This window comes from Bacteroidales bacterium, assembly GCA_021648725.1.
In the GTDB taxonomy this organism is placed as follows: Bacteria; Bacteroidota; Bacteroidia; order Bacteroidales; family JAADGE01; genus JAADGE01.
On record JAKISF010000056.1, the window covers coordinates 1 to 10,562 of the forward strand.

General features: G+C 31.9%; 5 protein-coding genes. All 5 read right to left on the bottom strand.

Translation table 11 applies throughout. The features are described 5' to 3' along the window. Nucleotides 1–344 precede the first annotated feature (344 nt). The 5 genes from nhaA to L3J35_13480 all read right to left on the bottom strand — a co-directional run bounded on the left by nhaA (nt 345) and on the right by L3J35_13480 (nt 10,163). Nucleotides 345–1,676 (bottom strand): Na+/H+ antiporter NhaA, encoded by a 1,332-nt coding sequence (gene nhaA / locus L3J35_13460; protein MCF6367190.1) that lies wholly within the window; start codon nt 1,674–1,676, stop codon nt 345–347. A gap of 58 nt (nt 1,677–1,734) precedes the next feature. After that, the gene (gene pyk, locus L3J35_13465) at nt 1,735–3,165 is read right to left on the bottom strand and encodes a pyruvate kinase (GenBank protein MCF6367191.1); all 1,431 of its coding nucleotides are present in this window, start codon (nt 3,163–3,165) and stop codon (nt 1,735–1,737) included. Between the two features lie 36 nt (nt 3,166–3,201). After that, complete coding sequence (locus tag L3J35_13470) at nt 3,202–3,699, bottom strand: hypothetical protein (GenBank protein ID MCF6367192.1); 498 nt, start codon at nt 3,697–3,699, stop codon at nt 3,202–3,204. A 111-nt stretch (nt 3,700–3,810) separates the two neighbouring features. Then, the gene (locus tag L3J35_13475) at nt 3,811–7,032 is read right to left on the bottom strand and encodes a CHAT domain-containing protein (GenBank protein ID MCF6367193.1); all 3,222 of its coding nucleotides are present in this window, start codon (nt 7,030–7,032) and stop codon (nt 3,811–3,813) included. Nucleotides 7,033–7,055: 23 nt separating this feature from the next. After that, complete coding sequence (locus tag L3J35_13480) at nt 7,056–10,163, bottom strand: CHAT domain-containing protein (GenBank protein MCF6367194.1); 3,108 nt, start codon at nt 10,161–10,163, stop codon at nt 7,056–7,058. Nucleotides 10,164–10,562: the final 399 nt, after the last annotated feature.

The window sequence follows — 10,562 nt, forward strand, 5'->3', positions numbered from 1 at the left end:
CAAAATTGTTTACAACACCCGGGAGCTTGTAAGACCTAATCGGAAAAACATTCGAAAACATCGGCAAAAGAAACCTTATTCTATGAATTACAAAAGGTTATGACAGATTATTAACTAAACGACATTGGGTCATAATTTATAAAATACTTTTCACAAAATCACCAACTATTTTTGACCACATTGCCTTGTCTTATAAATTTGTAAATATTATAAAAATAACCTTACAATATAACAACAGATGCAAAGCCGTTTGCCGAATCTGGTACAACCATAATTGAACGTGATAAATGCTGTCACATTTAAGTAGCTGCAAGCTGCTGTTTATTGCCGAAGTTACGAAGACGCTACTCCGAACGGTTTTGTTTTTTTATTGTTTTCCTGTGCTGAACCGGTTTCAGCCTTAAAATAATATATCCTATTAACGCAGAACTTAAAGAACCGATGAGAATACCAATTTTTGCAGAATCAATATAAACAGGACTATTTTCAAAAGCTAAGCTTGCAATAAAAATTGCCATTGTAAAACCTATTCCGGCTAAAAATGAAACTCCTATTATTTGTTTGTTGCTGATTTCTTTTGGAACTTCGATAAGTTTAATTTTTTTAGCTCCCAAAATAATAGAAGAAATACCGATACTGTTTCCTAAAACTAAACAAATTATAATATTTCTTATCAGCGAAGAATCTAAATCAATATTGCTGCTAATCAACACCCCTGCATTAGCTAATGCAAAAACAGGAATAATAAAATAGGCAACCCAACCGTGTAATCTATGTTCTAAGTGTTGAAGAGGTGACTGATATTTGTCTGTCCAATTTTCCAGATTATCAATTTGTGCAATTTGTTCTTTCGATAGTATCGGTTTTTTTGATACTACAGCTTGTTTAATCTTTTCAGTAATATTTACTAAATTTTCAATAAATGCAGGAGTGTTAATTTTTTGCCTTACAGGAACTGAAAAGGCTAATAAAATTCCTGCAAGCGTAGGATGAATACCTGACTTTAAAAATAACACCCAAATTATTATTCCGAAAATAACCAGTAAATATTTCGAATAATAGCCTTTAAAAGATATTATATAAAGTATTCCTAACAAAATTAATGCACTAAGTAAAAAAACAAAGTTAATATTTCCGCTGTAAAGTACTGCAATAACTAATACAGCACCTATATCATCTACAATGGCAAAAGCAGTTAAAAATATTTTTAAACTTAGGGGAACACGTTTTCCCAGCAGTTTTAAAATTGCCAAAGAAAAGGCTATATCCGTAGCCATAGGAACGCCCCAGGCATTGGCTGTTTCCGGGTTTTTATTTATTACAATAAATAAAAGCACGGGAACCAACATGCCGCCGAGTGCACCTAAAAGAGGAAAGGCTATTTTTTTCGCAGAGTTCAACTCTCCTATTAAAAATTCTCTCTTAATTTCTAATCCTATAAGAAAAAAGAAAACAGCCATTAATCCGTCATTTATCCACAATATTAACGGTTTATTCAATTCGAAATGCTGAGAAGAAAAGCCTAATTTATATTGCCAAAGAGATTTATAACTTTCTCCGAATTGCGAGTTTGCCCAGAGCAATGCAATAATGGTTGCAAGTAGCAATAATATTCCGCTGAAACTTTCAATTTTAACAAATTTTTGAAACGGAGATAATATTTTCTTTCGTATCATATTTAGTTTTTCCTATTTTGTTTTCTATTTAATATTCCGAAGTTATTGAGAATATAATTTATTCAACTTTAGTAACTTTCAACATATTGGTTTTATGAGAAATGTGCATAGGCGTGCTTGCCACGTGAATAACATAATCACCTGTTTGCACCAAACCCTTTTCTTTTAATATGCTTATTGACAGCCCAATAGCCTCGTCAACACTGTCAACTTCGCTAAAGTGCATTGCTCTTACACCCCAAAGCAACGCCAGTGCATTTAAAAGTTCTTTATGTCTTGTAAAAGCATAAATGTCAGCTTTCGGTCGGTAGCCTGAAATTGTTGATGCCGTACTTCCTTTTTCGGTAAAAGTAATAATTGCTTTTGCTCCTACCCTTTCTGCCATAATTGATGCACTGTAACATACATTATCACGAAGAAACCTTGCAGAACCTTTTTTCGGAGGCATACCTCTGTTATAGTTATACCTGTGTTCTTCGGTATATTGAATAATTTTGTGCATGCTTTCAATAGTTTCAACCGGATATTTCCCTACGGAAGTTTCGCCGCTGAGCATTACGGTATCCACTCCGTCTATTACTGCATTTGCAACATCATTTGCTTCGGCTCGGGTAGGTCGGAAATTAGTTATCATACTGTCCATCATCTGGGTAGCAATAATAACAGGAGTTGAAGCATTTATACATTTTTCAACAATTTCTTTTTGAAGCAAAGGTACGGTATCAAAAGGCATTTCAACACCAAGATCGCCCCTTGCAACCATAATTGCATCTGTTTCGGCAATAATTTCATCAATATTTTCGATTGCCTGAGGTTTTTCAATTTTAGATACAACGTAGGTGTTTTTACGTTTCCGTTTTATCATTTGTTTAAGCTCAATTACATCGCTTACGGCACGAACAAAAGAAAGTGCAATCCAATCTACGTTTTGCTTTAATGCAAAAGTTGCATCTTCAATATCTTTTTCGGTTAAACTGGGAAGCGAAACATTTGTATTTGGAAGATTAACACCTTTGTTTGAGGATAAAAATCCGCTGTGAATAATCTTTGCTTTAACAGAATTTTTACCGTTTGTTTCGGTAACTTCGAGCTTTATTTTTCCGTCGTCAATTAAAATTGCATCACCGGGTTCAACATCATGCGGAAATTCTTGATAACTCATGTAAACCTTTTTATGTGTTCCTGTTACTTTTTCGGTAACAAATTCTAAAATACTTCCTCTTTCCAAAAAAACTTTTCCGTCTTTCATTTCTCCTACTCTCAGCTTAGGACCTTGCAAATCGGCTAAAATTGCAACTTCAACACCCATTTCTTTGCTTAATTCTCTAATTGTTTTTATTATTACTGCAGCGTCTTCGTGTTTGCTGTGAGAAAAATTAACTCTGCAAACATCAACACCTGCTTTAAACATTTTTTTAAGAGTTTCTTTATCGGAAGATGCAGGACCGAGTGTTGCAATTATTTTTGTTTTAGAATCGTCAAATGTCATAATTTAAAGTTTTAAAGTGTGAAGTTGATTAAATATTTATTTTTTGGATAATTCGTATTCTTCTTGTGCTAATTTAATAAGTTCGTCAATTTCGTTTTTGTCAGATTTTTTTTCATCTTCATTTTCAACTTCCGAGTATATTTCTTTTTCGAAATCATCCATTTGAGCTTTCATTTTATTTGAAAATTCTTTGAACTTCTCTGCACTTTTACTTTTTATTTCTTTCAGAAACTTATAAAGTTGTTCTAAATGCTTTTCAATTTCCAGTTTCTGATAAATTGTAGCTGTTCCTTCTTTAACAGCTTGCGAAAATTCTTTAAATTCCTTTGCCGAAATTTCGAATGCTTTTTTTGCTTTTTTATTTAAATCGGTTGAAACTTCTCTGTATTGTTGTTTAAGTTGCTCATTAAATTCGGCATCTTCTTTATCTCTTTGTTTTTTTCGTTCAAGAATATGCCCGTCTCGTTCTTCAATTTCTGATTTCCAAGATGAAAATAAATCTTTTGCTTCTTCTGATAATGATTTTTTTGACATTTTGTATTTTTCCTCAAATATAAAATATATTAACTTTTACCGAAAATATTTTTTATAACAAAAAACTGTTACCCGAAATGAATAACAGTTTTCCGATTAAAGTTCTGATAATTACTTTCCGATTAAAATAAACGGGCTCCAAAAAAACGGGTGGGCATATTTACTTTCTTCAATTAATCTTAATTTTGCTTTTTGCAGGTCACCGGCAAAATATTTTTGATTCTTAGAAAATACGGAAGGTTTAAGCATATTCTTATAAAATTCTACCATCAATTCTTGAGTACTTGCATCGGAAACTTGCCAAAGTGAAACAATAATATTCTTGCTGCCGGCATAAAGTAAAGCACGGGTTAAACCAATAATTCCTTCACCTTTTGATATTTTTCCGAGACCGGTTTCGCAAGCTGAAAGGACTATTAAATCAGCATTTAGTTTTATATTATAAATTTCACCCGAGAAAAGGATATTGTCTTCATTGCTTGTTGTATCTTGTGCCAAAATAAGCCCGGAAAGTTCCGGTTTATCTTCATCTACCATACCGTGAGTAGCAAAATGAAGATATTTATATTTTGCAAGTTCTCCTGATTTTACAAATTCTTCATTTGCCTGCAAGTGAGTTTTTAGCAGTGCTTCTTTATTTCTGCTTTCATATAGTTTGAAAATTGTTTCTGTTTCTTCCAAGCTTCCGGGAAGCTCTGAGATATACATTCCGTCACGCGTAAAAGTTCTTGTTTTAATGGTGTCGGTATGGATAATTTTTTCTAACAGGTTTCGAGTTCGCATTGCTGTTCCCGAAATATTCTCATCGTCAAAAACCGGTGCAAAAGCAAGCCAATCACTTAAATTTCTAATTTCAACTTTGTTTTTCTTTATATGTTTATCAAATGTTTTATAAAATAAGTTTGCCGAATAACTATAGCTTATGTTATAATCTTTTACTAAATAAGGCATATTTGAGAAATATGTAAAGTCCTCCCAACCGTTCCAATCGGTAATGTATTTTTTTGTATGAAGTGCCTCAAAAGGTAATGTAGCAAGTTGCCCGTCGGGGATTAAAATAATATTTTTTATTTTTCGGCTTAGTATTTCTTTAATTTCTTCGGGAAACAGTAAACTGTATAATTCAAAAGCTAATTTATCATATAATTTTACGGTTTTATCGGTATTGTTTTTTATATCTTCCTTGATAAGTGAAATATCTGAGATTCCTGTTCTCAAATTTTTAATCTTGCTGTCTAAGTTCTCAGGTTTCGGAACTTGTAATACAATATTTTTGTTGTGTGTTACAGCCATAACGGTAATAATGTTATCACCTGTAAAGTAACTTATTATTGCTGTTCTCCGATTTAGTAATTTTTGTATTTGTTTTATACTTACTGATTCTCTGTTGTATTTCAAATCAAAATATTCGGGATAATCGTTTTCTATTACTATAATAAGGCTGTCATAGGTTCGGTTTGCTTTAAATAATTTATTCTGAAAACGTGATATCCTTATACTGTCACCGCCTTCGGCAAGTATCTTTTTATAAAGTGCAATATCAACTTGCAGTTTGTGTTCAAGTTTCAGCAAAGTATCCGGAATACCGGCAAATTTAAGAGCCTCGGCACCGGCAAGGCTTTCTAATAGTACTGATGATTTGTTTTTCTCGGAGAAATAAAAGGCACGGTCTCGGTAATATGAAACACTATCAGCCCCTACTATGTTAAGCAGGTTTAAACAAACAATTACAGCTCCTTTATAAATTTCGCTTGCTTGTTCGCCGAGTGCAATTTTATCTGATTTTGCTTTCATGTTTTTTCTTACTTGCGAAATTAAAGTATCACAAGCTTGGTAATGACGCAGGGCAAGTTTTTGACGTTTAATGCCTTGTATGTTTCCGGAATTTAACAGGTGCTTGCTTGTATCAGCAAAAATTACGGCTTTTGATTTCAGGGCTACCGAGAGTTCTTCCCAATTTAAGTAATTCTCAATATCAGGAACTGAATATACATTTGTTGTATCGTTAAAGTTTCGTAAGCTGCTTGTTACTCCTTTTTGATAATATTTCAATGCTGAATCATATTTGTTTTTTTTCATATAGATATTCCCGACATTAACATAGCTTGCTGCAACAAGGCTGTGTTTTTCGCCGAGCATTTTAACTTTTATTGTTAATGATTTTTGGTAATATTCTAATGCCGAGTCATATTCTCCTTTTTTTTCAAGAACTATCCCGATATTGTTGTAACTTATTGCAACGTCAGGGTGATTTTCTCCGAGGCGTTCTTTTTTTATTTTCAATCCCTTAAAATGATATTCCAATGCAAGATCGTATTCGTTTTTTGCCTCATACACATTTCCTAAGCCATTGTAACTCATTGCAACATAAAGATTGTCTTCGCCTAAAAGCTTTTTTCTTAATTCTAATGCCTTAAACATGTATTTTAATGCAGAATCATAATCTCTCTTATCGGAATAATCAATTCCTATATTATTGTATGCCTCGGCAACAAAGGAGTGTTCTTCACCAAAATTATCTTTAAATATCTGCATTGCTTTAATATGATATTGCAATGCTAAATCATATTCACTCTTATTTTTATAAACAGCACCTATGTTGTTGTAACTTACAGCAATGTTTTCATGTTTCTCGCCAAGCACTTTTTTTCTTATTTGTAAGGCTTTAAAGTAGTATTTAAATGCTAAATCGTATTCATTTTTTCCGTAAAAAACTATTCCGATATTATTATAGCTTTCGGCAACAAGCGGATGTTCTTCGCCAAATATTTCTTTTCTGATTTTCAGGGCTTTATAATAATATTGCAGTGATAAGTCATATTCGTTTTTTATATCATAAATTGAACCCACATTGTTACATGACGATGCAACATCAACATGTTTTTCACCAAGCAAATCTTTTCTTAATACGAATGCTTTTTTCCAGTAAAATAGTGCTGAATCAAGTTTTGATAAGAAATAGTATGAGATGCCTAAAATGTGATAGGCATTTGCAACTACGGTATCTTTTTCATCGGTATGCAGCAATGTTTTTTTTATTGCAGAGTTTATTGTTTCCGCACCTTTGTCGAGTTTCCAAAGCCACGAGTAGCTGTCGCCGCGTTTTGTTTCGCTTTGCAAATATTTTTTCCATTGCCTTTGTTTTTCGAAAAGCGTGCTTGCTTTCTCAAAATATACTATTGCTGTATCATAGCTTTTGTTTTTGTAATATTCGTCGGCTTTTTCAAAATATTGTTTTGCCTGAGTTGTATCGATTGTATTTTTTTGGGCCAAAAGCCCGACTGTTTGTGTTACAATAAATAGAATTGTAAATAAAAGCGGATTTGTTTTCATATTTTTTAAAAATTGTTGTTGTCTTATTGTCCGATTAAAATAAAAGGACTCCAAAAAAACGGATGTGCATATTTACCTTCTTTAATTAATCTTAATTTTGCTTTTTGCAAGTCACCGGCAAAATATTTTTGATTCTTAGAAAATCCGGAAGGTTTAAGCATATTCTTATAAAATTCTACCATCAATTCTTGAGTACTTTCATCTGAAACTTGCCAAAGTGAGACAATAATGTTCTTGCTGCCTGCGTAAAGTAAAGCACGAGTCAGTCCGATTATTCCTTCTCCTTTTGTTATTTTGCCGAGACCTGTTTCGCAAGCAGAAAGAACAGTTAAGTCAGCATTTAGTTTTAGATTATAAATTTCACCGTTATAAAGAATGTTATCTTCTTTGCTTGTGCTGTCTTGTGACAAAAGGATACAAGACAATTCAGGCTTATCGGAATTTACCATACCGTGTGTAGCAAAATGAATATACTTATATTTTTCAAGTTCTCCGGACTTTATAAATTCTTCATTGGCAAATTTATGGGTTTTAAGAACTGCTTTTTTGTTATTTTGTTCAAATAATTCAAAAATTTCTTTTGTTTCGACTTCACTACCCGGAAGTTCAGAAACGTACCCTCCGCCATCCAAGAAAGCTCTGGTATTTGCTGTTCCGAAATTATCGGTTGCAGCTTCGTTCAAAATATTTCTTGTTCTGAGGTTTGTTCCGGATATATTTTCGTCATCAAAAACAGGAGCAAATGCAATCCAATCGTTTATTTCGGTAATTTCAACGTTTTTTTGTTTTTTCTTACTAAAAGTTTTGTAAAACAAATTTGCCGAATAGCTGTAACTGATATTAAAATCTTTAATAAGAAAGGGCATCTCCGAAAAATAGGCTTTATTGTTCCAATCTGTCCATTCAGCAGTATATTTCTTTGTAAGCAAGGCTTCGAAAGGTATTACGGCAAGTTTACCATCGGGAATAATTATTATATTTTTTGTTCTTTTTCCGATAAATGCTTTCAGTTGATTAGGGAATAGCAGGCTATAAAAATCAAACGCTACTTTTTGATATTCGTCAACGGTAATATGTTTATATGAATCAATATCTGATCGTAAAAATTTAAGATTAGAAATGTAAACACGTAAATTATTTATTTTCAAATCTAAATCCTTAGGTTTATGAACTTGGTTTATGAAAAATTTATTTTGTTTTATTGCAAAAATTGTAATTAAACTGTCGCCTATTTGATAGCTGATTATTGTTGTTTTTCTGTTAATTATTTTTGAGATTTCTTTAACACTTGCAGGGTTTTGGTTATACTTCAAATCAAAATATTCGGGGTATTCTCTTTCAAATACGATAATTAAACTGTCGTAGGTTCTGTTTGCTTTGAATAATTTATCGTTAATTCTTATTTCTTTGGTGCTGTCAACATCTTCAAGACTTTCTTTTTTGTAAAATGCTATTTGGTTTTGTAAATCATGTTCTTTTTTCAACAGTGCATCAGGAATTCCTGCAAATTTGAGTGCTTCGGAGCCTGCGAGGGCATCCAACAAAACTGATGATTTGTTTTTCTCGGAAAAGTAAAATGCATAAGCTCGCATTTGCTGCGGGGATTTTAACGATATATCCTCTTTTGACAAATCGAGTGCAACATTAACAGCATTCATATATATATCACTTGCACTTCCTCCCAATGCCAGTTTATCTGATTTTGTTTTCATATTTTTGCTGACTTGCGAGATTAATGTGTCGCATGCCTGATAATATTTGAGAGCAAGTTCCAATTTATTCAAATTCGTTATCGGCAGTTTTATACTTGTGTCGGCAAAAATCATTGCTTTTGCTTGTAAGGAGTTTAATAGTTCTGTCCAATTCAAGCAATCTTTAATAACAGGGCATGAGTAAATGTTCAGTGTGTCATTAAAGTTCTTAATACTGCTTACAATTCCTTTTTGATAGTATTTTAATGCTGTTCCGTATTCATTTTTTTGTGTATAAACTTGTGCTATATCATTATAAGTTTCTGCAGTTTCGCTGTGCTTCTCCCCGAAACGTTTCAACCTTATATTCAATGCCTTATAGTAATTTGCCAGAGATAATTTATATTCTCCTTTCTTTACATAAATATTTCCGATGCTATTATAACTTCCGGCAGTAAATGTGTTATTTTCACCCAGTAATTCTCTTCTTACAGCCAATGCTTTAAGTTGAAATTTAAGAGCTGAGTCAAATTCTTTTTTTTGAAGATAAACATTACCTATTCCGAGGTAATTTGCCGTTATATGTGAATTTTTTTCACCGAACAATTCTTTTCCGATTTCAAGGGACTTTAAATAGTATTTTAAAGCCTTGTCATAATCTTTTTTTAAAGAATAAACATTGGCTATATTATGGTAAGAAACAGCAACATCAATATTCTTTTCTCCATTTTTCTTTTTATTAATTTGTGATGATTTCAGAAAATATTCAAGTGATAAATCATATTCCCCCATTTTTCTGTAAACAGCACCTACATTATTATAACTTGCTGCTACTTTTGTGCTTTCCTCTCCGAATACCTTTTTTTTAATTTGTATTGACTTAAAATAAAAAAGCAGAGATAATTCAAATTCATTTTTACTAAAAAAAACATTTGCTAAATTATTATAAGGTGTTGCAAGTTTTATATGCTCTTCCCCGAATAAACCCTTAATAATATTTAAAGATTCGGTATAATACTTAATTGCAGCATCAAATTCACTTTTTCTGTAATAAGCACGTCCTAGTCCGTTATAAAGTTTTGCGTTTACGATATGGTTTTTTGTAAGGTGTTTTAGTGATTTTTTTAAGGCATCCTTCAAAACATCAACAGAATTATCAAAATCAGAAAGCGAAGACAGATTCCATGCAATATAATATCTTAATTTAACATATTCGAGCCATTTTAGTGTATCATTGTTTTTAACAGCAGTCTGTTTATAAATGTCAGCTGCTTTTTGGTAAAATATATTAGAGCTGTCTAACTTTTGTAATTTATAATATTTATCACCAAGTGCATAATATTGCTCAGCCGAAACAGTATCGGAATAATTTTGAGCATTTGTTGAACTTGAAATAAAAATGAAAATAAAAACAGGGAGTACTATTTTAAAATATCTCATACATAAATTATTACTATTAATAAAAGAATAGTAAATATATAAATATTTTTGTTATAATCAAATAAAGTTTTTTTACAACATTTATTTTCCGATTAATACAAAGTGGCTCCAAAAGAACGGGTGTGCATTTTCCTTCATTGATTAATTTTAGTTTTGCATATTGCCCATAACGCCAGCCTGTCTAAAAACCCCGTAAATTTACGAATTTTGCTCAAATATAATGAATTTTAACGGAAGTTCACCAAAAATATCAAGACAAAACAGCCCTATATGTTGTGATTTTCAACAACTTATGGCTGTTTTGTCATATTTTTTTTCTTTCCTACATTATTCTATTTTTATTTTTAAAATTTCTATAATTTTTTTTTGACATTCTAATAAGTTATCCGGAATAGTATT

What these genes read in the sequence shown, in the direction of transcription:
- nhaA (MCF6367190.1), bottom strand. Translation starts at nt 1,676, where the DNA reads ATGATACGAAAGAAAATATTATCTCCGTTTCAAAAATTTGTTAAAATT.
- pyk (MCF6367191.1), bottom strand. Translation starts at nt 3,165, where the DNA reads ATGACATTTGACGATTCTAAAACAAAAATAATTGCAACACTCGGTCCT.
- L3J35_13470 (MCF6367192.1), bottom strand. Translation starts at nt 3,699, where the DNA reads ATGTCAAAAAAATCATTATCAGAAGAAGCAAAAGATTTATTTTCATCT.
- L3J35_13475 (MCF6367193.1), bottom strand. Translation starts at nt 7,032, where the DNA reads ATGAAAACAAATCCGCTTTTATTTACAATTCTATTTATTGTAACACAA.
- L3J35_13480 (MCF6367194.1), bottom strand. Translation starts at nt 10,163, where the DNA reads ATGAGATATTTTAAAATAGTACTCCCTGTTTTTATTTTCATTTTTATT.